Source organism: Thauera sp. 2A1 (assembly GCF_009469595.2).
In the GTDB taxonomy this organism is placed as follows: domain Bacteria; phylum Pseudomonadota; class Gammaproteobacteria; order Burkholderiales; family Rhodocyclaceae; genus Thauera.
Map to the genome: position 1 here is coordinate 90,643 of NZ_SSXV01000143.1, position 19,792 is coordinate 110,434.

Consider the following 19,792-nt stretch of genomic DNA (forward strand, 5'->3'; position numbering starts at 1 on the left):
TCATTTTCAGAAGACGACTGCACCATTCAGCGCGGTTTGAAGCCTCTTGTGCATACGGCTCCTGACAGCCAGATATCAGGACTCCTCTGCACGAAACTCGTCTATGCTCAATACTCGTGTGCACCAAAGCGAGATGAGCATGGCGACCGATACCGCACCGATTACCGAGCACGGCGTGGCCACCCTGCCAGAACAGGCATGGGAGCGTGCGCGTCGTCGCGCGGAGATCATTGGGCCGTTGGCGCAGTCGGAGACGGTTGGGCATGAAGCGGCCGACGCGGCAGCCCAGGCATTGGGGCTGTCCCGGCGGCAGGTCTACGTCCTGATCCGCCGTGCCCGGCTAGGATCGGGGCTGGTCACTGACTTGGCTCTTGGGCAGTCGAGCGGTGGCAAAGGTAAAGGCCGCTTGCCGGAGTCGGTCGAACGAATCATCCGCGAGTTACTGCAAAAGCGCTTCCTGACCAAGCAGAAGCGTAGCTTGGCGGCGTTCCACCGCGAAGTTGTGCGGGCGTGCAAGCTGCAAAAGCTGCGGGTGCCGGCGCGCAACACGGTGGCTCTGCGGATCGCCGGCCTCGATCCGCGCGAGGTCACTCACCGCCGGGAAGGACAAGATGCCGCCCGCGACCTGCAAGGTGTTGGTGGTGTTCCGCCACCCGTCTCCGCGCCGCTGGAGCAGGTGCAGATCGACCACACAGTCATCGACCTGATCGTGGTGGACGAGCGCGACCGGCAACCGATTGGCCGTCCATACCTGACCCTCGCCATCGACGTATTCACCCGCTGCGTGGTTGGCATGGTCGTTACGCTGGAAGCCCCGTCCGCCGTCTCGGTCGGCTTGTGCTTGGTGCATGCCGCCTGCGACAAGCGCCCTTGGTTGGAAGGGTTGAACGTAGAGATGGATTGGCCGATGAGCGGCAAGCCCAGACTGCTCTACTTGGACAACGCGGCTGAGTTCAAGAGCGAGGCGCTGCGCCGTGGCTGCGAGCAGCATGGCATCCGGTTGGACTATCGCCCGCTCGGGCAGCCGCACTACGGCGGTATCGTGGAACGGATCATCGGCACGGCGATGCAGATGATCCACGACGAATTGCCGGGGACGACCTTCTCCAATCCTGACCAGCGCGGGGAATACGCCTCCGAGAAGATGGCCGCCCTGACACTGCGCGAGCTGGAGCGCTGGCTCACATTGGCGGTCGGCACCTATCACGGCTCCGTGCACAACGGCCTGCTCCAACCGCCGGCCGCGCGCTGGGCCGAAGCTATCACGCGGACCGGCGTGCCAACCGTCATCACTCGCGCTACGGCTTTTCTGGTCGATTTTCTGCCCATCATCCGCCGCACGCTGACCCGCACCGGCTTCGTCATCGACCACATCCACTACTACGCCGATGCGCTCAAGCCGTGGATAGCTCGGCGGGACCGCTTGCCTGCGTTCCTGATCCGGCGCGACCCGCGCGACATCAGCCGCATATGGGTGCTGGAACCAGAGGGGCAGCACTACCTGGAAATTCCCTACCGTACCTTGTCGCACCCGGCTGTCACCCTATGGGAACAACGGCAGGCGCTGGCGAAATTACGGCAGCAAGGGCGCGAACAGGTGGATGAGTCAGCGCTGTTCCGCATGATCGGCCAGATGCGAGAAATCGTGACCACCGCGCAGAAAGCTACGCGCAAGGCGCGGCGCGACGCGGATCGACGCCAGCATCTCAAGGCAACGGCACCGCCTGTCAAAACCACGCCACCACCAGATGCGGACATGGCTGACCCACAGGCCGACAACCAGCCGCCGGCCAAACCGTTCGACCAGATTGAGGAGTGGTAGCCGTGGACGAATATCCCATCATCGACTTGTCACACCTGCTGCCAGCGGCACAGGGGCTGGCTCGGCTGCCGGCGGACGAGCGCATCCAGCGCCTTCGCGCCGACCGCTGGATCGGCTATCCGCGCGCGGTCGAGGCGCTGAACCGGCTGGAAACCCTGTATGCGTGGCCAAACAAGCAACGCATGCCCAACCTGCTGCTGGTCGGCCCGACCAACAACGGCAAGTCGATGATCGTCGAGAAGTTCCGGCGCACGCATCCGGCCAGCGCCGACGCCGACCAGGAGCACATTCCGGTACTGGTCGTGCAGATGCCATCCGAACCGTCGGTAATCCGCTTCTACGTCGCGCTGCTCGCGGCGATGGGTGCGCCATTGCGACCGCGCCCACGGCTGCCAGAAATGGAACAACTGGCGCTGGCACTGCTGCGCAAGGTCGGCGTGCGCATGCTGGTGATCGACGAGTTGCACAACGTCCTGGCCGGTAACAGCGTCAACCGCCGGGAATTTCTCAATCTCCTGCGCTTCCTCGGCAATGAACTGCGCATCCCACTGGTCGGGGTCGGCACGCGCGACGCCTACCTGGTCATCCGCTCCGATGACCAGTTGGAAAATCGCTTCGAGCCGATGATGCTGCCGGTATGGGAGGCCAACGACGATTGCTGCTCACTGCTGGCCAGCTTCGCCGCTTCGCTTCCACTGCGGCGCCCCTCGTCGATTGCCACGCTGGACATGGCCCGCTACCTGCTCACACGCAGCGAAGGCACCATCGGCGAACTGACGCACTTGCTGATGGCGGCAGCCCTCGCCGCCGTGGAGAGCGGCGAGGAAGCGATCAACCATCGCACGCTGAGCATGGCCGATTACACCGGCCCCAGCGAGCGGCGTCGGCAATTCGAGCGGGAACTGATGTGAAGCCAGCGCCACGCTGGCCACTGCATCCGGCTCCCAGGGAAGGTGAAGCCTTGTCTTCGTGGCTCAACCGCGTGGCCCTTTGCTATCACATAGAGGTGTCCGAGCTGCTGGAGCACGATCTTGGTCACGGTCAGGTTGATGACCTGGACACCGCGCCACCACTGGCGCTGCTGGCGATGCTTTCCCAGCGGAGCGGCATCGAACTGAACCGGCTGCGTTGCATGAGCTTTGCCGGCTGGGTGCCTTGGCTACTGGACAGCCTTGATGATCAGATTCCAGATGCATTGGAGACCTATGCGTTCCAGCTCTCGGTGTTGCTGCCGACACACCGCCGTAAGACGCGATCCATCACGAGCTGGCGTGCCTGGCTGCCCAGCCAGCCGATACACCGCGCCTGTCCGCTATGCCTGAACGATCCGGAGAACCAAGCCGTACTGCTCGCGTGGAAGCTGCCCCTGATGCTGAGCTGCCCGCTGCATGGCTGCCGGCTGGAATCCTATTGGGGCGTGCCAGGGCGGTTTCTAGGCTGGGAGAACGCCGACGCCGAACCGCGCACCGCCAGCGACGCGATTGCGGCGATGGACCAGCGTACCTGGCAGGCACTGACGACCGGTCACCTGGAGCTGCCGCGCCGACGCATCCATGCCGGATTGTGGTTTCGGCTGCTACGCACGCTGCTCGATGAGCTGAACACACCGCTTTCGGCGTGCGGAACCTACGCGGGGTATCTCCGCCAAGTCTGGGAAGGCTGCGGGCATCCGCTGCGTGCTGGGCAAAGTCTGTGGCGACCGTATGAAACCCTGAATCCGGCAGTACGGTTGCAGATGCTGGAGGCGGCGGCAACGGCAATCAGCTTGATTGAGGTGAGGTACATAAGCCCGCCAGGCGAGCAGGCAAAGCTGTTCTGGTCCGAGCCCCAAACAGGGTTCACCAGTGGCCTGCCGACGAAAGCGCCGAAGCCCGAACCCATCAATCACTGGCAGCGTGCAGTCCAGGCCATCGACGAGGCCATCATTGAAGCGCGGCACAACCCCGAGACGGCACGCTCGCTGTTCGCGTTGGCTTCCTATGGTCGGCGCGACCCCGCTTCCCTGGAACAGTTGCGCGCCACCTTCGCGAAGGAAGGCATCGCCACGGAATTTCTGTCACATTATGAGCCTGACGGATCCTTTGCATGTCTTAGACAGAATGACGGGTTAAGTGACAAATTTTGACGACCTTAACTTTCCGGCGCACACTGTCACATAATCGAACGTATATGTGACAGGTACGACATGCTGATAGGCTACATGCGGGTATCGAAGGCGGACGGCTCCCAGGCTACCGATTTGCAGCGCGACGCGCTGATTGCCGCCGGGGTCGATCCAGTACATCTTTACGAGGACCAGGCATCCGGCATGCGCGAGGATCGGCCCGGCTTGACGAGCTGCCTGAAGGCGTTGCGAACTGGCGACACACTGGTCGTGTGGAAACTGGATCGGCTCGGACGCGACCTGCGACATCTCATCAACACCGTGCACGACCTGACTGGGCGCGGCATCGGCTTGAAGGTATTAACCGGGCACGGCGCGGCCATCGACACCACGACCGCCGCCGGCAAGCTGGTCTTTGGCATCTTCGCCGCCCTGGCCGAGTTCGAGCGCGAGTTGATCGCGGAGCGCACGATTGCCGGCCTAGCCTCGGCCCGCGCGCGCGGGCGGAAAGGCGGCCGGCCGTTCAAGATGACCGCCGCCAAGCTGCGGCTGGCGATGGCGGCAATGGGTCAGCCAGAGACCAAGGTCGGCGACCTGTGCCAGGAACTTGGCGTCACGCGGCAGACCCTGTATCGGCATGTTTCACCCAAGGGTGAGCTACGTCCAGATGGCGAGAAGCTACTCAGCCGAATTTGATGCCGGCATGAGGCAACGTAGCGACAGCGTGGTTTGTCTCAATGGGAAGCGCTCATGATCGATCTTTGAAGGCCCGCAGCAGTCGTGTCACAGACAGGACGAACAAACCGGTCAGCGTGAGGGCTGCGATACCCCAGTACTCTCCGATGAACGCGCCGGCCGTCGTGCCGGCCAGCACAATGGCGAGAATCGGCAAATGGCAGGGACAGGTGAGCACGGCCAGCGCGCCCCACAGGTAGCCGGTGATCGGTTTGTGCGTCTCGGACGGCAAGCGCTCGGGGCTGTTCATGGCAGACTCTCCGCGTGCTGTGCCGGCTCGGTCGGCATGGTGGCCAACTGCACCTCCAGATCGGCCAACGCTTCGCGCCGACGCTCGACGAACTGGCGCAGAACGGCAAGCTGCGCGGCCGCTTCATCGCCGTCCGCAGCATCCAGCGCCCGGCACAGCCGCGCCAGCGCGTCCAGGCCGATGCCCGCCTCGAAGGCCGCCCGCACGAAGCACAGCCGTTGCAAGGCGGCATCATCGAACAGGCCATAGCCGCCCGGGGTGCACGCCACCGGACGCAGCAATCCGCGCAGCAGGTAGTCGCGCACGATATGCACGCTCACCCCGGCATCAAGGGCCAGCCGGGACACGGTGTAGGCGCTCATTGAAAACCTCCTTTTTTTATCCAGCGCAGCAGGAAAGCTGCTTCACGTCCTTGTTGAAGGTCTGCGCCGCAAGCTTCAACCCCTCGACCATTGTCAGGTAGGGGAACAACTGGTCGGCCAGTTCCTGCACCGTCATGCGGTTGCGGATGGCGAGCACCGCCGTCTGGATCAGTTCGCCCGCTTCCGGGGCCACCGCCTGCACGCCGATGAGCCGTCCGCTACCTTCCTCGATGACCAGCTTGATGAAGCCGCGTGTGTCGAAGTTGGCAAGCGCTCGCGGAACGTTGTCGAGTGTCAGCGTGCGACTGTCGGTCTCGATGCCATCGTGGTGCGCTTCCGCCTCGCTGTAGCCCACGGTGGCGACTTGCGGGTCGGTGAACACCACTGCCGGCATCGCGGTCAGATTGAGGGCTGCGTCGCCGCCGGTCATGTTGATCGCGGCACGGGTGCCGGCGGCCGCTGCCACGTAGACGAACTGCGGCTGGTCGGTGCAGTCGCCGGCCGCGTAGATGTTCGGGTTGCTCGTGCGCATGCCTTGGTCGATAACGATGGCCCCTTGCGCATTGACAGTGACCCCCGCCGCGTCCAGCGCGAGGCTGCGCGTATTCGGTGCCCGACCGGTGGCAACCAGCAACTTGTCAGCGCGCAATTCACCGTGTCCGGTGGTCAGCACGAATTCGCCGTTCACATGGGCGACCTGGCTGGCTTGCGTGTGCTCCAGCACCTCGATGCCCTCGGCGCGGAAAGCGGCTGTCACGGCCTCGCCGATGGCCGGGTCTTCCCGGAAGAACAAGGTGCTGCGTGCCAGGATCGTGACCTGGCTGCCGAGCCGGGCAAAGGCTTGCGCCAGTTCCAACGCCACCACCGACGAACCGATCACGGCCAGGCGTGCGGGAATGGTGTCGCTGACAAGCGCTTCGGTGGAAGTCCAGTAGGGTGACTCTTTCAGGCCCGGAATCGGCGGCACGGCCGGACTGGCACCGGTGGCGACCAGGCAGCGGTCGAACGTTACCTCGCGCTCGCCACCCTCGTTCAAACGGACGACCAGGCTCTGGTCGTCCTTGAAACGCGCTTCACCGTGCAAAACGGTGATGGCTGGATTGCCGTCCAGGATGCCTTCGTATTTGGCGTGCCGCAGTTCATCGACACGGGCCTGCTGCTGGGCCAGCAGTTTGCTGCGGTCAATCGCAGGCACAGTTGCCGCAATACCGCCGTCGAACGGACTTTCCCGGCGCAGATGGGCAATATGGGGTTGTAAGCCGGAACCCCAGAAATTTCCGTCACCCAAGATCAAGCCCCGCCACGAGCGCATCCAGGTCGATCATCTTGCCGTCGCTCTGAAAGGTGTAATGCCCATTCAGCAGGATGTGCCGCCAGGCCGCCGGCGATATCTGGGTCAGGAGAGCCAGCGCCTTGGCGCTGCCGCACGCCTCGTACTTCGTCAGCAGCCGCGACAGGATGGCCGAGTTGTAGTAGATGACCGCGTTGGCGATCAGCCTGGCACACTGGTTGCTAATTTCGATCTCGATGTCGGTGCGCCCGGTCAATTCCTTCTTGCCGCCGACCTGGGCGATGGCCCCGCGTAGCTGGTGGTAGGACTCGATCCGGTTCTGCGAGCGGTGCACGTTGCGCTCCAGTTGCGGATCGCGCAGGTAGCGCAGTGTGTAGATGCTGCGAATGAGCTTGTCGAATTCGAACACCGCGCGCCGCGTCGGGTTCGGCGCGGTGTAGGTGCACAGCTTGCGGATCAGCGTACCCTGCGTCATCTCCTTCAGCCCGAGCGTAGCCACGATCTGGTCGAGGTTCGGCTTCTCGTTGACGATGAGATCGCGGTCGATTTTCCCGGCCGGCCGGATCAGGCACTTCTCGTACTGCGCCGGATCGTCGGCGCAGTACAGCTCCTTCAACTGGTCGTCATGATCAGTGAAGCGCGGCTCGAAGCGCAGGCCGAACCAGTGCAGGATGGCGAAGTTGGCCTTGTTGACGCTGTGCATGTCGCCGGTGATCGCGGTCGGCACGATGTCCGACGTGTTGCGATACCAGATGTCGAACACGTGATGGGCCTCGTAGTCGTGCGCGCCGATCAGGTAGCCGTTGAGCGGCACATGGTTGCACAGCAGGGTGTAGGCGACCACGCCCTTGCCACGCCCGAAGTATTTGCGCGAGTAGCGTGCCCTCACGGTCGGCCGCTCGACGCCGAATTTCTGACCGTCGACGGCACCGTACAGCACATCGAGGTCGAACGAGTAGTACGGGAAGATCGGCAGCGCTGCGATGGCGTTGCTGATGCAGTCGTTGGCCGCGTGCAGCGTGGCGTGGCGCAGGTATTGCTGGTAGGCGCTCTCCAGCACGTGGTACGGGATGTCGCTGGTGCGAGCCATGACCTGGTTGCCATGGTTCATCGCCTGCGCGATGATGACCGCCATCAGGCTGTCGGCGTCGGCGACCTTCTTCGCATAGCGCGGTTGCAAGGGCGTCAGCGCTGACAGGAACTGGCACTGGCCGTTGACGAAGCGGAACACGTCGGCCACGTCGCAGAACGGCAGTTGCTCGTAGAACGCCTTCTCGCGCGCCTTCGGGTTCTCACCCTTGGGCTTGCGCCAGGTCAGCTTCTGCGTGCCCTCGTCGTATTCCAGGTGCGTCAGCTTGCCCTGTTTCAGCTCGCGGTTGAAGGCCTGCCATTGCGTGTGCAGTTCGGCCGCCAGCACATCGAGCTGGGCATCTACCGGCTGCCGCAGGAACGGGATGTCCATCTGCGCCAGCGCGTCAGCCTTTTCGTCCAGCGAAACCAACTCGTCGGAGAAATGACGGTGTTGCAGGCTGTCGTCGAGGTAGAGTTCACCTGACTGGAAGCGCTTTCTGACCTGGCGGTACAGCCAGAACTCGTAGCGGTCGGCATGCAGGCCCGTCGGCTTGCCATCGGCATCGAAGGTTAGCAGGTACGGCCGCAGGCGTTTCGGCAGCGTGGCCGCCGGACATTCGGCGAGCGGTCGTTGCGACAGGCGCTGCTGTTTGGCGAACACGCCCGTGGCCCAGGCCAGCGCCGCGAGCCACGGGCTGTCCGGATCAGTGCCAGCGAAGTCGAGCGCGACATACAGCGGCCGAAGATGACGACGGATACGCTCGGCCAGGCCGTCCACCGCCTGCCAGTGCAAAGCCAACTTGCTCACCGGCTTCACGCTCATGCGCTGCGCCGTGGTTTGCAGCGTGTCGCGGGGCATGATCTTGTAGGCGCGCTGGCGCACATCGCCGAACGGCGTGGGATCGGGCACGCTGTCGTCGATGTAAAGCGACAGCAGGCGGCCGACCTGCGGCGTGTCTTGCTGACGGCGCACCTGTTCAGCGACGAAGGACTGCTTTGCGCCGACGCTGCTTTCGTCCTCCAACTGTTTCATGTGGTAGGCCATCGCATCGACCAGGTTGTCGGAGAGCTGCCGGTAGCGCACCCATGCATAGCACAGCAGGTAGAGCTGGGTCTGATCGGCCTTCAGGTTGCGCAGGTCATGGACGGTGTAGAAGTTCGCCAGGCTCGCGTAGTACAGCAGGTTCTGCTGCGAGACGCCGAGCTTGGGCAGCAGCGTCTTGGCGATCCGGTGCAGCGGCTCCAGCGTGGCGCGCTTCTCGCGCTCGCGGGCCATCTGACGCCAGCCGAAATCCTTGGCGTCTTGCTTGAGCGCCGCCAGTTGCGACAGGGTGTCATCACGCACCAGAAGCTGAGCCAGCACGGCCTTGGCCGATTCGTCCAGCACTTCCGCCAGCAGGCCACCCAGCCGCCGACGCTCGGCGGACAGCGTTTCGCTGACCACCTCTTGCAGGGTGGTATAGCCGGGCCGGATGATCTTGTGCTCATTGAGCCAGACGATCAGCTCGGCGGCGATGAACCCCGGCATCACGTCGCGCCGCACGGTCTGCGTCGCCTGCTGCGCGAGCTGCGGCAGCAGGTCGGCTGTCCACGACTGGTAGCCGAACAGCCCGGCGATCCGCTCGCGTTGGGTGTAGTGCTCGTGCTTGGTGATCGGCTTGCGCTCGAAGGCCTCGCCGTGGAAATAGCGGCTCAGTACGAAGGCGCAATCGTCCTCGACCTCGTTCCAGTCGAAACGGAAGAAGGCGTGCTTGGCCTTGAAGTAACCGATCTGCAAGACGCAATAGACCTGGGCATGCAGGCCGGACCGACTGCTGGCGAGTGCCAGTTCGGTTTCGGTCAATGCCAGGTATTCCAGCCGCTGCGCATCGTCGAAATCCGGCAGGCCGTACAGGGCTTCCTGTTCGGCGTCCGACAGGACGGTGAGCAGCTTATTCTTGTTGCTCATCGGCTATCCTTCCTGCTCCACGCCAGCCTACTCGCGCCAAGGTTTCGATCAAGGTGGTGCGCTTGACGCCGAAATTGCGGCACACCGCCGCCTTGGACATGCCGCTTTCGAGCGCGGCGAGGATGGCCTCCAGCTTCTCGCCGGTGATCGCCTGCGGCCGGCCACCGATCCGACCACGTTTGCGGGCGGCGGCCAGGCCGGCGACGACGCGCTCCTGGATCAAGGCGCGCTCGTATTGTGCGAGCGCGCCGAACACCTGGAACAGAAACTCGCCCGATGGCGTGGTGGTATCCAGGTTCTCCGTCAGCGAGCGGAACGCCACCCGCTTGTCCTTGAGCGAGGTCACGATGGCGAGCAGGTGCGACAGCGAGCGGCCGAGCCGGTCGAGCTTCCACACCACCAGCACGTCGCCGGGGCGGACGAATTCGAGCGCCCGCGCCAGACCCACGCGGTCATCCTTCGCGCCGGAGGCGTGATCCTCGAACAGGTGACGTGGATCGATACCGGCACCGAGCAGCGCGTCGCGCTGCAAGTCGGTGCTCTGGCGGTCGGAGTCCGACGACACGCGCATGTAGCCTACCAACATAAGCGGATAACCATGAAAAATGGGTTTCCGTATGGTAGCGGATAGCGACAGAGTTTTCCGCACAATTTTGAGGGTGCCCAGAGGTTGGTGCATGCCCTTGTTGCAGATATGTCGTAAAACAAGTGTTTTCCGATAAACACGGCTTGCAGCCTAAAATAGCCGGGGTTATACTTTGATATAACTTAACCCATTGGAGACGCATCATGCACACAACCAATCTCCGCAAGGTCGGTGGCTCGATCATGTTGGCCGTGCCGCCTGCCTTCCTCGACCAGCTGCACCTGCAAGCCGGCGCAACGGTCGGCCTCGCGGTTGATCATGGCTGCCTGGTAGTCAATCCCAATCCGCGGCCGCGCTACACGCTCGCGGAGTTGCTGGCCGCGTCGGACTATTCACAGCCGCAGCCAGCCGAGGAACGCGAATGGGTCGATGCGCCCGCCGTGGGCGGTGAATTGCTATGAAGCGGGGCGACATCTATCTCGTGTCGCTCGATCCGACCGCAGGGCATGAACAATGCGGCAGCCGTCCCGTACTGGTCGTATCGCCCACCGAGTTCAACGAAGCGACCAAGCTGCCGGTGATCCTGCCAATCACCAAGGGCGGCGAGTTTGCCCGTCGCCTTGGCTTCGCCGTGCCCTTGGCCGGGATCAAGACTACCGGCGTCGTGCGCTGTGACCAGCCGCGAGTGATCGACTTGGCCGCACGCCATGCCCGCAAGGTCGACACGCTGCCAGCGCCGCTCATGGATGAAGTGTTGGCGAAGGTCGCCACGCTTTTCGAGTAAATTGCGTTTACCGTCATGAGCCCATACAAGGTTGATCGTGCCCGACTACAACAACTCACCGACTTGCCGAATGTGGGTCAGGCTACCGCAGATGATCTTCGCCTGCTCGGATTTCACTCGCCTGAGCAGCTTACAGGCGAGTGTCCATTTGATATGTATGAACGGCTTTGCGTAAGAACGGGGCATCGCCACGATCCTTGCGTCATCGACGTCTTCATGTCCGTCACCCACTTTATGAGAGGCGAACCACCTCGCCCTTGGTGGGAGTTCACCGAGACGCGAAAGAATATTCTTGCCGGAGCCTCTACAAAATGAAGTTCGGTTACACCATCGTTTATGTTCAGTCTGTTTCTGACGCCTTGGCTTTTTACGAAAAGGCATTTGGTTTTCAGGTTCGTTTCCTTCACGAGTCTGGCCAGTATGGCGAGTTGGAGTCGGGCTCAACAACCCTTGCCTTTGCCTCCCACGCAATGGGCGAAATGAATTTTGGCACTAACTTCGTGCCCGTGTCCGCCAGCGCCACACCGCCTGGCATTGAGTTAGCTTTCGTCACTGACGATGTCTCGTCCGCTTATGCCAAGGCAGTTGCGGCAGGCGCTTTGCCGCTTCATGCTCCGGTACAAAAACCCTGGGGACAGATGGTCGCGTATGTTCGTTCGTTGGAGGGCACGCTGGTTGAGCTGTGCTCGCCCATTGGTAGCTAAACAGGCATTGGGCATGAATGAATTTCGCCGACTGGCCGCGAAGATCGACCAGCATATGCAACAGCTTGCCGCCCAGGACGTCAGCGAGGCACATGCCATCATCAATCGCATGGTGGGGTACGCGCCCGATCTGCACAAGATTTGGGTCGGCACTTCCGATCAGCAGCTCATGGCGTTATCCCACGAATTCCCTGGGTTTTACCGCTATGCCCTCATCATGGAAGAGGCGTCCGAAGCCGAACGCAACAAGGCATCACGGCCCTATGACGGCATGGCCGAGTTCTCGGAAAAGCACAAGCAGCGCGCGGCTCAATTGCTGGTCACGGCAGGCACGCTTGAGCGCGGCTACCAAGCATTCCGTGGCAGTGGCAACCTGCAAGTCTTTCAGCCCCAAGTCAACGAGCTGGGCAGGCTACATCGGCAATGGTTAGCCGATTTGGACAGCTTCAAAAGCTCGCTACGCACGCAGGGCGTAGAACCCAAGGCTTTGGAATATGTGAACGAAGCGTTCGGGCGTTTGGCCGAGCGCATCAAACAGCTTGCCGGTTGAACGTCGAGGCGGCCGACGGAATTTTCTGGGGTTCCGGCTTACAACCCCAATATGGGCAGCGCGGATCATGATCTTGGACGGCACACAGCCGATATTGACGCAGGTGCCGCCGATGGTGCCGCGTTCGATCAGCGTGACCGTCGCGCCTTGCTCGACGGCCTTCAGCGCCGCCGCCATCGCGGCCCCGCCGCTGCCAATGATGGCGATATGCAAACCGGCGCCCTCAAGTGCATCACGGATTTTTGGTTCATCTTTGAAATCACCAACCCGGATCGAGCCTTGATAACCCAATGCGGCGATGGCGGCCAGCAGTTGGTTGTGGCTCACGGCGGTGTCTGCCATGACTTGCGCGCGGCTTTCTGGATAGGACACCACAGCGGCATTCACGCCGGGAATCTTTTCCAAAGCATCTTTGACATGGGTGGCGCAGGATGTGCAGGTCATGCCATTCACGGTGATTTCGGTCATTTTTTTACTCCATTGAATTTCGGGGTGCAGCAGGCATCGGCTTGGCGTTTTCGTTGGATGGCGTAGATGGTCAAGCCGATGAAAATCGCCAGCGCAGGCAGCAGCACATAGTCCAGATAGCCGGTCAGCGCGGACAAGCCGACCACACCGAGCAAAATGACCAGAACAGGGGTGAAGCAACACAGCGCCACGAGGGTTGTGCCAATGATGCTGACCCGCAGCAGTGTCTTCGGGTCTTTCATGATCAGTTCTTGACTGATGATGGGTAGCCCGCATCCTCGGTAGCCTTGGTCAGTTTCTGCACGCTGGTCTTGGCATCATCGAAGGTGACCACCGCTTCGCGCGTCTCGAAGGTCACGTCAACTTTACTGACGCCATCGACCTTGGAAATCGCCTTCTTGACAGTGATCGGACAGGCCGAGCAGGTCATGCCCGGTACGGACAGCGTAACGGTCTGGGTGGCGGCCCACACGGGGGCAACAACGGCAGCGAGGGCAAGGGCGGAAAGCAGCTTTTTCATGGTGAACTCCTGTGATCAATAGAAAAATGGCACGACGTAGGGAAATCCGAGCGCGACCAAAACCAGCACGGCCACGCCCCAGAAAATGAGCTTGTAAGTAGCTCGCACTTGGGGAATCGCGCAAACCTCACCCGGTTTGCAGGCGGCTGACGGCCGGTAGATGCGCCGCCAGGCGAAGAACAACGCCACCAGCGCCACGCCGATAAAGATGGGGCGATAGGGTTCCAACACCGTCAAGTTGCCGATCCAAGCGCCGCTGAACCCCAAGGCGATCAGAACCAGCGGCCCGAGGCAGCAAGCCGAGGCGAGGATGGCGGCCAGCCCGCCAGTGAAGAGCGCGCCGCGCCCGTTTTGAGGTTCAGACATACGTTTGTCCTTTCGAATCTGAATTGGATAGCTTAAGCTTACTTCCGTAGTTATGTACGGAGTCAAGCGATATGGAAAACAATTTGGAGAACCTGACCATTGGCGTTTTCGCCAGGACGGCCGGGGTCAATGTGGAGACCATCCGGTTCTATCAGCGCAAGGGCTTGCTCCCGGAACCGGACAAGCCTTACGGCAGCATTCGCCGCTATGGCGAGACGGATGTAACGCGGGTGCGCTTCGTGAAATCAGCCCAGCGGTTGGGCTTCAGCCTGGATGAGATCGCCGAGCTGCTGCGGCTGGAGGATGGCACCCATTGCGAGGAAGCCAGCAGCCTGGCCGAGCACAAGCTCAAGGACGTGCGCGAGAGGATGGCTGACCTGGCGCGCATGGAGGCCGTGCTGTCTGATTTGGTGTGCGCCTGCCATGCGCGGAAGGGGAACGTTTCCTGCCCGCTGATTGCGTCACTGCAAGGGAAGAAAGAACCGCGCAGTGCGGACGCGGTGTAGCCCGAGGGAACTACGCCTTAGCGTGCTTTATTTTCCGTTTTCTGAGGCGACTCCAACGTCAGAAAAGACCGTGCGGTCGACTTTTGATATTTCGTGCTGTCGCCTTCTGAAAGTGACAAGCAAGTCAGTGCTGGGTCAGTGTCGGATAGCCCTGGATGAATACGCGGTCGGTCTTGGCCGCCGGCACATGGCAGCCCATGCAGTCGGCTGCGTAGCTGACGGCGACATTCTTGGCGGGGGCGTCGGCCTTGAACAGCGCCCAGCCCCAGCCGTCGCCCCACAAGGGGTTGCTGGCGAAACGGCCTTTGGCGTCCTTGACCATCACGAACCACACGGCCGCATCGGAACCCCAGACCACAGGGTCGCCGGTGGTCATGGCGCTGGTTTCGAGCTTGCGGATCTCTTTCACCAGCGTGGCGCCGTCCGGGAACTTGCCGGTCTTGCGGTAGTGCTCGGCCGAGGCCTTTTCGGTGTACACATCGTGCAGGCCGCGAGAGGCGGATTTTTCGTCCAACACCGCATATGAGCCCAGGTGGACGAAGTTTGTGCGGAAGTCTGTGGGGCGGCTGATGCCGCCCTGGCTGTCCACATAGGGCGAAAAGTCGCCGGCCGTGACGGCCAGTGGCAGGACGAGGGCGCTGGCGAGCAGAGCGCCGGTGAGTGCGATTTTCATTGTGTTCTCCTTATATGCCTATGGAGATCAGACGGCGACCACGGGGAAATCCACCGTGGTGTCGGCGATGTGGTTGGTGTAGTTGGTGAGCGTGTTCAGCGCGATGTTGGCGATCACTTCCAGTATCAGGCCGTCGTCGAGCCCCGCGCGGCGGTAGTTGGCCATGGCGTCGGCCGACACCACGCCGCGTTGCTCGACCAGCGCGCGGGCAAAGCCGGCAATTGCATCGTCAAGTGCGTTGGCCGCCTGGCCGGTGCGGGCCGCGGCGATGGCCTCTGCCGACAGTCCGGCACCTTTGCCGATCAGGGTGTGTGCGCTCAGGCAGTACTGGCAGCGATTGGCTTGACCGGCAGCCAGCGCAACGATCTCGCGCTGGGTGGCACTCAGGCGGCCGGTGCCCAGCGTTTCGGACAGGCCGAGGTAGCCGTTGAGCGCTGCCGGCGCGTGGGCCAGCGTGGCGAGCAGGTTCGGCACCACGCCGAGCTTGGCTTTGACGGCCTTGAGTGTGGCAGCGGTAGCGGCGTCAGCGGTGTCGATGGTCAGGGGGGCGATTTGGGTCATGTCTATCTCCGTAGTGGGTGAGGTGCAAGAGCACGTGGGCATGATCGCCCTTTGTTTGGTACGATATGGCACGTAAAGTATCAAATACGTAACCTATCGTCTTATATGGAGAGTGGAATGGCGGATCGACTGGCCGGCTTGCTCCGGCACTACTCGCTTTCGGCGCGCGTTTTTCACAGCGGCGCCTTCTGTGGGCAGCATCATTACGCGGCGCCGCATGGCTATATCCATCTGGTGCGGCGCGGCCCGATTACGGCGCGTTCGCCCGTGCATGAAGATCTGCTGGTTACCGAGCCGAGCCTGCTGTTTTATCCGCGCGTGGCGTCGCATCGTTTTGTCGCCGCCCCCGGCGATACCGCTGAGCTGTTGTGTGCGGAGGTCGATCTGGGCGCTTCGACGGGCAATCCGTTGGCCATGGCCTTGCCGTCGATGCTGCTGATTCCGCTGGCGGACTTGCCCGGCCTCGGGCCGACGCTAGAGCTGCTGTTTGCCGAAGCCGAGCGCGACCAGTGCGGTCGGCAGGCCGCCATCGACCGCTTGTGCGAGTTGCTACTGATCCAGTTGCTGCGTTATCTGATGGATGGGCGGCTTGGCGCCACCGGACTGCTGGCGGGACTGGCCGACCCGAAACTCGCGCGCGCCATAACCGCCATGCACGATGCGCCGCAGACCGCGTGGTCGCTCGAGGCGCTGGCGGCGCAGGCGGGCATGTCACGCGCGCGCTTCGCCGCCGCGTTCAAAGACGCGGTGGGCGTCACGCCGGGCGACTATCTGGCCGACTGGCGGATGAACGTCAGTTGCACCCTGCTCAAGCAGGGGCGTCCGGTGGCGGTGGTGGCCGACCGCGTCGGCTACGGCAGCCCGAACGCGTTGGCGCGCGCCTTCCGCGTGCGCATGGGCTGCGCCCCGCGCGACTGGCTGGCGCAGCAGCGCGGTGACGCGTCGCTCAGCGGTTCGTGAGTTTGAGGTCGATTCGCCGGTTCTTGGCGTAGGCGGCGTCGGTGTTGCGCTCGTCGAGCGGGTGAAATTCACAGGCGCGGCACGGGAATCAAGGCATTGCGATTCTCGAAAATAGTTCTTGAAATTCTATTCTTGATTGCATATCATCTCAACGAGTTTCGATAAGAAAGGATGCGCATGCGACCGTCTGTTGTGCTTGACATGAAGCGAAGCGCAGTGCGTGAAGCGGTAGGCCGCTTTCGCGCCGCGAACCCGCGCGTCTTCGGCTCGGTGCTGCATGGCACCGACCGGGATGGCAGCGACCTCGACCTGTTGGTCGATGCGCTGCCCGGTGCCACGTTGTTGGACTTGGGCGATTTGGAAGAAGAACTGAAATCGCTGCTCGGCGTTGACGTCGATCTGCTGACTCCCGGCGACCTGCCGCCGAAGTTCCGGGCCAAGGTGCTCGCGGAGGCGCAACCGATATGAGCGAGAACCGCCTGCCCGATTACCTCGACCACATTCAGCAGGCCGCAACCGATGCGCGCAGCTTCGTGGAAGGGATGGCCAAGGACGACTTCTTGGCCGACAAGCGCACCCAGCAGGCCGTCATCATGAGCCTGATCGTCATCGGCGAGGCGGCCACAAAGGTGATGGATGGCTACGTCGAGTTCACCCAGGCGCATGCCGACGTGCCGTGGCGCAGCATGCGCAATATGCGTAATCGCATGGCTCACGGCTATTTCGACATCAACCTCGATGTGGTGTGGGAGACGGTACAGGAATGGCTGCCGGCGTTGCTCCAGCAATTGCCCGCCGTGCGTCAGGATGCCGACGATGAAGACCGTAACGACAAAGGCATGGAGCCATGACCAATCAAGCCGCCGATGTTCGGCCCCTCTGGCGTGTTCGATCCCGCGACCTATGAGCCGCGCTCGGGCAAGACCTTCTGGATGGCCGCAACGGACGTGAGTTCGCTGGTGGGCAAGGAGGCAGCAGCCGACACGCTCATCGGCAACTGCACGACCGCACGACCAGCCTCCCGTTCAAATTCGAGTTAGAACTCATATCCAGCCTGTCTGGGGGCACTGTGAAAGAGGGATCTCCGATGACTGTTGAATCGAGAATATTTTCTGTAGCCGAGTATGTTCAGCCGTCCGAAGGCGAGCCTATTCGTTCCGTTGTGCTTGAAACCCGAGACTCAATTATCGTGGTTTGGCATGTCCATCCCGGGCAGGAAATTGCGGCTCACATTCATCCTCACGGCCAAGACACGTGGACTGTTTTGTCGGGAATGGCTGATTACTTTCAGGGCAATGGGATTGTTCGTGCCCTCAGGGAAGGTGAGATAGCCGTGGCAAGACCGGGCCAAGTGCACGGGGCGCGAAATACAGGTACCGAGCCATTTGTGTTCGTCTCGGTTGTGGCATCAGCCAATGCCGGTTTCGTATTGGCTGAGCGATAGAGCCCAATCTCTGGAGTTGGTCCAATGAGCGGTCGGGGAGATAGGTAACAGACATGCAGCGGACACGGCTGCTAAACCAGGTCGCAAACCTCCTTGCGTCGCAGCGTGCCGCAAGCGACGCGATCAATCGAATGGGGTCGGCATGAGACTGAACACCATCCAGTTCCCGACCGCGTAGCCGCCTGTCCTGCCGATCAGGTCTTGACCATCGACGCCTGGGATCAGTCCTGAATGTTCTTGGAGACCACTACGTTATGAGCCGCAGCCGCCGCAAAACACCCATCGTCGGGCACACGACCTGCGGCAGCGAGCGCGAGGACAAGAAGCTCTGGCATCAGCGCTGGCGCACCCGTGAGCGCACGGCGCTGACCAGCGCGTCGCCCGAAGCCCTGAGCGCCCATCTGCCCCTGCTGGAAAACCAGGCCAGCAGCGTCTGGTCGATGGGCAAGGATGGCCGCTCCTACTGGCCCGTCAAGCGCCAGGCCGCCACGGCGGATCGCATCGCCAATCACAAGGGACGCAACCCGCAAGAACGCGCCTCCCTGAAAAAGCGCCTGCTGCGCAAGTGGATGAGCAAATGAAGCTCTCCTTCCATCAGCACATTGCGCTGTTCTGGATGATCGGTGCTCCGGGCGTCTTCGCGCCCGTGATCGAGAACGCCAAGCGGCCCGATGCCGGCGCCGTCATGGCGTGGGGTGTCGCGATCGTGGCGGTGATGATCCTCTTCACCCCTTTGCTGCTGCGCTGTCCACCATTCCGGCGCTGGTATGGCCGGACGGATGCGCTGTCGGAGCGGCAGCGCCAGGCGCTTGCCGAGCGCGGCCTGCGCCGCTACTACCAGACCGCTTTCGATGACGGCTACGTGCCCCGCGTGATGCCCTACGTGTGGCGCATCATCTGGACGGTCGGCGGGTTGATGGCTGTGACCGCCGTACTGCCTACCAACACCGGACGGCCAGCCTTCGATGCCTTGGTGGTCTTCTCGACCTGGTATCCGATAGGCGTGATGCTGCTGGTTTTCGCGTCGAGGCCCCTTGGCCGGTTGATTCGCCAAAGAGCACAGGAGCGGCGGAAATGAGCACGTCAACCATCGAGGCGCTGGCCAGCGCCTGGGCAAGGATTGCCGAGGAAGCGGAATTCCCCGCTGACTACGAGGGGACTGCCACACCACAAGCGCATCGGGCTAGCGAAGCTATTCAGGAGCAGATTCGGGAGCGCATCGTCGCCACCAACGACATGCGGCTGTTCAGCCTGCTGCACCTGCTGGGTCAGGCGTCGCTGCGCATGGAGCAAGCGCTGTGGCCGGAGGATTACGAGCGGATGACGCGCGAGGTTGAGGAAGCCCTGCGGCAAGCCACCGACGCCAACGCCAGATCGTACACCCACGAAGAAGTGATGCAGGCGATGCAGGAACGCATCGACCGGGCGCGAGACAAGCCATGTTGATTGGCTATGCGCGCGTCTCGACGCAGGATCAGAACCTGGAGCTGCAACGCGAAGCCTTGAGCAAGGCCGGATGTAAAAAGGTCTTCGAGGACAAGGTGAGTGGCACGCGGGCAGACCGGCCTGGCTTGGCCAAGACGCTCGAAATGCTGCGCGAAGGCGATACTTTGGTCGTCTGGAAGCTCGACCGGCTGGGCCGGTCGGTCAAGCAACTGGTCGATCTGGTCGGCGATCTGCACAAGCACGGTGTCCAGTTCAGGAGCCTCACCGACTCCATCGACACCGGCACACCATCCGGGCGGTTCTTCTTCCACGTCATGGCGAGCCTTGCCGAAATGGAGCGCGAGCTGACCGTCGAGCGCACCCGCGCCGGGCTGGAAGTCGCCAAGCAGCTCGGCCGCAAAGGCGGCCGCAAGCCGAAGATGACCGACAGCAAGATCGAGTCGGCCAAGAAGCTGCTGGCCAGCGGGGTGCCGCCCAAGGACGTGGCCAAGAACCTCGGCGTGTCCATTCCGACGCTGTACCGCTGGGTGCCAGCCTCCACGCACGCTTAGCGTGCTTTATTTTCCGTTTTCTGAGACGACCCCAATAGACGACTGCACAACAGCCTTCAAACCGCGTTGTCTGGTGCAGTCGTCTTCTGA

The 19,792-nt window shown here is 62.4% G+C and carries 28 protein-coding genes and 2 pseudogenes; 19 read left to right on the top strand and 11 right to left on the bottom strand.

What is annotated here, in order from left to right; genetic code table 11:
* The first annotated feature begins 139 nt into the window (after nucleotides 1–139).
* The 4 genes from GH664_RS23370 to GH664_RS23385 are packed head-to-tail and all read left to right on the top strand — an operon-like array spanning nucleotide 140 to nucleotide 4,622.
* A complete protein-coding gene (locus GH664_RS23370; RefSeq protein WP_011137965.1) occupies nucleotides 140–1,822 on the top strand; it encodes a DDE-type integrase/transposase/recombinase in 1,683 nt (560 codons plus the stop codon).
* Between the two features lie 2 nt (nucleotides 1,823–1,824).
* Complete coding sequence (locus tag GH664_RS23375; protein ID WP_011137966.1) at nucleotides 1,825–2,733, top strand: TniB family NTP-binding protein; 909 nt, start codon at nucleotides 1,825–1,827, stop codon at nucleotides 2,731–2,733.
* Nucleotides 2,730–3,947 carry a TniQ family protein gene (locus GH664_RS23380; protein ID WP_011137967.1) on the top strand — a complete coding sequence of 406 codons (1,218 nt, stop codon included), beginning with the start codon at nucleotides 2,730–2,732 and terminating at the stop codon, nucleotides 3,945–3,947. Before GH664_RS23375 ends, GH664_RS23380 begins: the two co-directional genes overlap by 4 nt.
* A 60-nt stretch (nucleotides 3,948–4,007) precedes the next feature.
* Nucleotides 4,008–4,622 carry a recombinase family protein gene (locus tag GH664_RS23385; RefSeq protein WP_000904941.1) on the top strand — a complete coding sequence of 205 codons (615 nt, stop codon included), beginning with the start codon at nucleotides 4,008–4,010 and terminating at the stop codon, nucleotides 4,620–4,622.
* Between the two features lie 52 nt (nucleotides 4,623–4,674).
* Here the strand turns inward: GH664_RS23385 and merE are convergent, their stop codons facing one another.
* The 5 genes and pseudogenes from merE to GH664_RS23410 form a co-directional block, all read right to left on the bottom strand.
* Nucleotides 4,675–4,911 carry a broad-spectrum mercury transporter MerE gene (gene merE, locus GH664_RS23390; RefSeq protein WP_001087809.1) on the bottom strand — a complete coding sequence of 79 codons (237 nt, stop codon included), beginning with the start codon at nucleotides 4,909–4,911 and terminating at the stop codon, nucleotides 4,675–4,677.
* Nucleotides 4,908–5,273: a mercury resistance co-regulator MerD gene (gene merD, locus GH664_RS23395; protein WP_003465059.1), complete on the bottom strand. Its 366-nt coding sequence runs from the start codon at nucleotides 5,271–5,273 to the stop codon at nucleotides 4,908–4,910. Before merD ends, merE begins: the two co-directional genes overlap by 4 nt.
* Nucleotides 5,274–5,289: 16 nt before the next feature.
* Nucleotides 5,290–6,522: pseudogene (gene merA, locus GH664_RS23400) on the bottom strand (mercury(II) reductase); the annotation flags it as partial.
* 31 nt (nucleotides 6,523–6,553) lie between these two features.
* Nucleotides 6,554–9,583: a Tn3 family transposase gene (locus GH664_RS23405; RefSeq protein ID WP_153167901.1), complete on the bottom strand. Its 3,030-nt coding sequence runs from the start codon at nucleotides 9,581–9,583 to the stop codon at nucleotides 6,554–6,556.
* On the bottom strand, nucleotides 9,567–10,169 hold the full coding sequence (locus tag GH664_RS23410) for a recombinase family protein (RefSeq protein ID WP_153167902.1): 603 nt from the start codon (nucleotides 10,167–10,169) through the stop codon (nucleotides 9,567–9,569). Before GH664_RS23410 ends, GH664_RS23405 begins: the two co-directional genes overlap by 17 nt.
* A 203-nt stretch (nucleotides 10,170–10,372) precedes the next feature.
* Here GH664_RS23410 and GH664_RS23415 point away from each other — a divergent pair, with 203 nt between their 5' ends.
* Genes GH664_RS23415 through GH664_RS23435 form a run of 5 tightly spaced genes read left to right on the top strand, consistent with a single transcriptional unit; the run spans nucleotide 10,373 to nucleotide 12,207 of the window.
* Nucleotides 10,373–10,630, top strand: coding sequence for an antitoxin (locus tag GH664_RS23415; protein WP_153167903.1), 258 nt, complete (start codon nucleotides 10,373–10,375; stop codon nucleotides 10,628–10,630).
* Entirely contained in the window at nucleotides 10,627–10,953 is a 327-nt protein-coding gene (locus GH664_RS23420) for a type II toxin-antitoxin system PemK/MazF family toxin (RefSeq protein WP_153167904.1), read from the top strand. Before GH664_RS23415 ends, GH664_RS23420 begins: the two co-directional genes overlap by 4 nt.
* A gap of 15 nt (nucleotides 10,954–10,968) precedes the next feature.
* Nucleotides 10,969–11,268 (top strand): helix-hairpin-helix domain-containing protein, encoded by a 300-nt coding sequence (locus tag GH664_RS23425; RefSeq protein WP_153167905.1) that lies wholly within the window; start codon nucleotides 10,969–10,971, stop codon nucleotides 11,266–11,268.
* Nucleotides 11,265–11,657, top strand: coding sequence for a VOC family protein (locus GH664_RS23430; RefSeq protein WP_153167906.1), 393 nt, complete (start codon nucleotides 11,265–11,267; stop codon nucleotides 11,655–11,657). The genes GH664_RS23425 and GH664_RS23430 overlap by 4 nt, the downstream gene beginning before the upstream one ends.
* A gap of 13 nt (nucleotides 11,658–11,670) precedes the next feature.
* Nucleotides 11,671–12,207 (top strand): transposase, encoded by a 537-nt coding sequence (locus tag GH664_RS23435; protein ID WP_153167907.1) that lies wholly within the window; start codon nucleotides 11,671–11,673, stop codon nucleotides 12,205–12,207.
* A gap of 48 nt (nucleotides 12,208–12,255) precedes the next feature.
* Here GH664_RS23435 and GH664_RS23440 read toward each other — a convergent pair.
* The 4 genes and pseudogenes from GH664_RS23440 to merT form a co-directional block, all read right to left on the bottom strand.
* Nucleotides 12,256–12,675, bottom strand: a pseudogene (locus GH664_RS23440) (cation transporter); the annotation flags it as partial.
* Nucleotides 12,672–12,917, bottom strand: coding sequence for a mercury resistance system transport protein MerF (merF, locus tag GH664_RS23445; RefSeq protein ID WP_000654684.1), 246 nt, complete (start codon nucleotides 12,915–12,917; stop codon nucleotides 12,672–12,674). The gene merF and the pseudogene GH664_RS23440, both read right to left, overlap by 4 nt.
* Nucleotides 12,918–12,919: 2 nt before the next feature.
* Nucleotides 12,920–13,195, bottom strand: a complete 276-nt coding sequence (gene merP / locus GH664_RS23450) for a mercury resistance system periplasmic binding protein MerP (RefSeq protein WP_000735441.1) — start codon at nucleotides 13,193–13,195, stop codon at nucleotides 12,920–12,922.
* 15 nt (nucleotides 13,196–13,210) lie between these two features.
* Nucleotides 13,211–13,561, bottom strand: a complete 351-nt coding sequence (merT, locus tag GH664_RS23455; RefSeq protein WP_001294667.1) for a mercuric ion transporter MerT — start codon at nucleotides 13,559–13,561, stop codon at nucleotides 13,211–13,213.
* Between the two features lie 71 nt (nucleotides 13,562–13,632).
* Between merT and merR the strand changes: the two genes are divergently transcribed.
* The gene (gene merR, locus GH664_RS23460) at nucleotides 13,633–14,067 is read left to right on the top strand and encodes an Hg(II)-responsive transcriptional regulator (protein ID WP_000429838.1); all 435 of its coding nucleotides are present in this window, start codon (nucleotides 13,633–13,635) and stop codon (nucleotides 14,065–14,067) included.
* A gap of 124 nt (nucleotides 14,068–14,191) precedes the next feature.
* On the opposite strand, the gene GH664_RS23465 is transcribed toward merR, so the two are convergent.
* Both GH664_RS23465 and GH664_RS23470 read right to left on the bottom strand, forming a co-directional pair.
* Nucleotides 14,192–14,740, bottom strand: coding sequence for a cytochrome P460 family protein (locus GH664_RS23465; protein ID WP_043743735.1), 549 nt, complete (start codon nucleotides 14,738–14,740; stop codon nucleotides 14,192–14,194).
* Nucleotides 14,741–14,767: 27 nt separating this feature from the next.
* Nucleotides 14,768–15,301: a carboxymuconolactone decarboxylase family protein gene (locus GH664_RS23470; RefSeq protein WP_013521184.1), complete on the bottom strand. Its 534-nt coding sequence runs from the start codon at nucleotides 15,299–15,301 to the stop codon at nucleotides 14,768–14,770.
* A gap of 117 nt (nucleotides 15,302–15,418) precedes the next feature.
* Here GH664_RS23470 and GH664_RS23475 point away from each other — a divergent pair, with 117 nt between their 5' ends.
* The 9 genes from GH664_RS23475 (at nucleotide 15,419) to GH664_RS23515 (ending at nucleotide 19,702) form a co-directional block, all read left to right on the top strand.
* Nucleotides 15,419–16,261 carry an AraC family transcriptional regulator gene (locus GH664_RS23475; RefSeq protein ID WP_079436164.1) on the top strand — a complete coding sequence of 281 codons (843 nt, stop codon included), beginning with the start codon at nucleotides 15,419–15,421 and terminating at the stop codon, nucleotides 16,259–16,261.
* 177 nt (nucleotides 16,262–16,438) lie between these two features.
* Nucleotides 16,439–16,729 (top strand): nucleotidyltransferase family protein, encoded by a 291-nt coding sequence (locus GH664_RS23480; protein ID WP_001247892.1) that lies wholly within the window; start codon nucleotides 16,439–16,441, stop codon nucleotides 16,727–16,729.
* Nucleotides 16,726–17,112, top strand: a complete 387-nt coding sequence (locus GH664_RS23485; RefSeq protein ID WP_003100872.1) for a DUF86 domain-containing protein — start codon at nucleotides 16,726–16,728, stop codon at nucleotides 17,110–17,112. The genes GH664_RS23480 and GH664_RS23485 overlap by 4 nt, the downstream gene beginning before the upstream one ends.
* Before the next feature lie 15 nt (nucleotides 17,113–17,127).
* A complete protein-coding gene (locus GH664_RS23490) occupies nucleotides 17,128–17,301 on the top strand; it encodes a hypothetical protein (RefSeq protein ID WP_003154411.1) in 174 nt (57 codons plus the stop codon).
* A 47-nt stretch (nucleotides 17,302–17,348) separates the two neighbouring features.
* Nucleotides 17,349–17,705 carry a cupin domain-containing protein gene (locus GH664_RS23495; RefSeq protein ID WP_003465043.1) on the top strand — a complete coding sequence of 119 codons (357 nt, stop codon included), beginning with the start codon at nucleotides 17,349–17,351 and terminating at the stop codon, nucleotides 17,703–17,705.
* Between the two features lie 254 nt (nucleotides 17,706–17,959).
* Nucleotides 17,960–18,286, top strand: a complete 327-nt coding sequence (locus GH664_RS23500; protein WP_003100858.1) for a hypothetical protein — start codon at nucleotides 17,960–17,962, stop codon at nucleotides 18,284–18,286.
* On the top strand, nucleotides 18,283–18,783 hold the full coding sequence (locus GH664_RS23505) for a hypothetical protein (protein WP_003100856.1): 501 nt from the start codon (nucleotides 18,283–18,285) through the stop codon (nucleotides 18,781–18,783). Before GH664_RS23500 ends, GH664_RS23505 begins: the two co-directional genes overlap by 4 nt.
* Entirely contained in the window at nucleotides 18,780–19,151 is a 372-nt protein-coding gene (locus tag GH664_RS23510) for a hypothetical protein (RefSeq protein ID WP_003100853.1), read from the top strand. The genes GH664_RS23505 and GH664_RS23510 overlap by 4 nt, the downstream gene beginning before the upstream one ends.
* On the top strand, nucleotides 19,145–19,702 hold the full coding sequence (locus GH664_RS23515) for a recombinase family protein (RefSeq protein WP_003100847.1): 558 nt from the start codon (nucleotides 19,145–19,147) through the stop codon (nucleotides 19,700–19,702). The genes GH664_RS23510 and GH664_RS23515 overlap by 7 nt, the downstream gene beginning before the upstream one ends.
* Nucleotides 19,703–19,792: the final 90 nt, after the last annotated feature.

Bases quoted from the DNA above. Each gene is read 5' to 3' on its own strand.
- GH664_RS23480 (WP_001247892.1), top strand. From the start codon at position 16,439: ATGCGACCGTCTGTTGTGCTTGACATGAAGCGAAGCGCAGTGCGTGAA.
- GH664_RS23505 (WP_003100856.1), top strand. From the start codon at position 18,283: ATGAAGCTCTCCTTCCATCAGCACATTGCGCTGTTCTGGATGATCGGT.
- GH664_RS23425 (WP_153167905.1), top strand. From the start codon at position 10,969: ATGAGCCCATACAAGGTTGATCGTGCCCGACTACAACAACTCACCGAC.
- merD (WP_003465059.1), bottom strand. From the start codon at position 5,273: ATGAGCGCCTACACCGTGTCCCGGCTGGCCCTTGATGCCGGGGTGAGC.
- merP (WP_000735441.1), bottom strand. From the start codon at position 13,195: ATGAAAAAGCTGCTTTCCGCCCTTGCCCTCGCTGCCGTTGTTGCCCCC.
- GH664_RS23420 (WP_153167904.1), top strand. From the start codon at position 10,627: ATGAAGCGGGGCGACATCTATCTCGTGTCGCTCGATCCGACCGCAGGG.
- GH664_RS23475 (WP_079436164.1), top strand. From the start codon at position 15,419: ATGGCGGATCGACTGGCCGGCTTGCTCCGGCACTACTCGCTTTCGGCG.
- GH664_RS23430 (WP_153167906.1), top strand. From the start codon at position 11,265: ATGAAGTTCGGTTACACCATCGTTTATGTTCAGTCTGTTTCTGACGCC.
- GH664_RS23435 (WP_153167907.1), top strand. From the start codon at position 11,671: ATGAATGAATTTCGCCGACTGGCCGCGAAGATCGACCAGCATATGCAA.
- GH664_RS23385 (WP_000904941.1), top strand. From the start codon at position 4,008: ATGCTGATAGGCTACATGCGGGTATCGAAGGCGGACGGCTCCCAGGCT.
- GH664_RS23410 (WP_153167902.1), bottom strand. From the start codon at position 10,169: ATGTTGGTAGGCTACATGCGCGTGTCGTCGGACTCCGACCGCCAGAGC.
- merF (WP_000654684.1), bottom strand. From the start codon at position 12,917: ATGAAAGACCCGAAGACACTGCTGCGGGTCAGCATCATTGGCACAACC.
- GH664_RS23415 (WP_153167903.1), top strand. From the start codon at position 10,373: ATGCACACAACCAATCTCCGCAAGGTCGGTGGCTCGATCATGTTGGCC.
- merR (WP_000429838.1), top strand. From the start codon at position 13,633: ATGGAAAACAATTTGGAGAACCTGACCATTGGCGTTTTCGCCAGGACG.
- GH664_RS23515 (WP_003100847.1), top strand. From the start codon at position 19,145: ATGTTGATTGGCTATGCGCGCGTCTCGACGCAGGATCAGAACCTGGAG.
- GH664_RS23465 (WP_043743735.1), bottom strand. From the start codon at position 14,740: ATGAAAATCGCACTCACCGGCGCTCTGCTCGCCAGCGCCCTCGTCCTG.
- GH664_RS23495 (WP_003465043.1), top strand. From the start codon at position 17,349: ATGACTGTTGAATCGAGAATATTTTCTGTAGCCGAGTATGTTCAGCCG.
- GH664_RS23470 (WP_013521184.1), bottom strand. From the start codon at position 15,301: ATGACCCAAATCGCCCCCCTGACCATCGACACCGCTGACGCCGCTACC.
- GH664_RS23490 (WP_003154411.1), top strand. From the start codon at position 17,128: ATGTTCGGCCCCTCTGGCGTGTTCGATCCCGCGACCTATGAGCCGCGC.
- GH664_RS23485 (WP_003100872.1), top strand. From the start codon at position 16,726: ATGAGCGAGAACCGCCTGCCCGATTACCTCGACCACATTCAGCAGGCC.
- GH664_RS23510 (WP_003100853.1), top strand. From the start codon at position 18,780: ATGAGCACGTCAACCATCGAGGCGCTGGCCAGCGCCTGGGCAAGGATT.
- GH664_RS23370 (WP_011137965.1), top strand. From the start codon at position 140: ATGGCGACCGATACCGCACCGATTACCGAGCACGGCGTGGCCACCCTG.
- merE (WP_001087809.1), bottom strand. From the start codon at position 4,911: ATGAACAGCCCCGAGCGCTTGCCGTCCGAGACGCACAAACCGATCACC.
- GH664_RS23405 (WP_153167901.1), bottom strand. From the start codon at position 9,583: ATGAGCAACAAGAATAAGCTGCTCACCGTCCTGTCGGACGCCGAACAG.
- GH664_RS23500 (WP_003100858.1), top strand. From the start codon at position 17,960: ATGAGCCGCAGCCGCCGCAAAACACCCATCGTCGGGCACACGACCTGC.
- merT (WP_001294667.1), bottom strand. From the start codon at position 13,561: ATGTCTGAACCTCAAAACGGGCGCGGCGCGCTCTTCACTGGCGGGCTG.